This window comes from Xanthomonas sp. SHU 199, assembly GCF_000364665.1.
Lineage (GTDB): Bacteria > Pseudomonadota > Gammaproteobacteria > Xanthomonadales > Xanthomonadaceae > Xanthomonas_A > Xanthomonas_A sontii.
In genome coordinates this window covers 1-603 of sequence record NZ_AQOI01000008.1, presented here as the reverse complement: position 1 = coordinate 603, position 603 = coordinate 1, and the positions used below count along the sequence as shown (strand labels likewise).

Genomic DNA, 603 nt, shown 5'->3' with positions numbered 1-603 from the left:
CGCTGGAGCCGCACCGCCTGGCGGCCACGCTCAGCGGCGGCGAGGCGATGCGGGTGGCGCTGATCGGCGCCTGGCTGGCCGAGGCCGATGCGCTGATCCTGGACGAGCCGACCCTGCACCTGGACGCGGCGCAGCGGCAGCGCCTGCGCGAGGCGCTGCAGCGCTGGCCGGGCGGCCTGCTGGTGATCAGCCACGATGCGCTGCTGCTGCAGGACATGCAGCGCACGCTGGAACTGTCGCCAGGCGGGCTGCGTGACTACGGCGGCGACTACGCGTTCTACCTGCAGTGCCGGGCGCGCGAGCGCGAGGCCGCGCAGGCCGAACTGGCGCAGCACAAGCTGCAGCACGCGCGCGACAACGCTGCCTGGCAGGCGCAGCACGATCGACAGCAGCGGCGCAGTGCGCGCGGGCGGCAGCAGGCCGGCACGGCCAACCAGGCGCCGATCCTGCTCGGCCGGCAGAAGCAACGCAGCCAGGACAGTGCCGGCAAGCGGGTGCGCGATCATCAGGTCACGCAGGCGCGCAGCCTGGAGCGCATCGCCGAGGCCGCGCGTCAGGTACAGCCCGACGCACCGGTGGCGCTGTTCGCGCCGCCGCCGGCCG

The 603-nt window shown here is 74.8% G+C and carries 1 pseudogene; it reads left to right on the top strand.

From position 1 onward, the window contains the following. Positions 1-603, top strand: a pseudogene (locus tag D183_RS0100460) (ABC transporter ATP-binding protein); the annotation flags it as partial.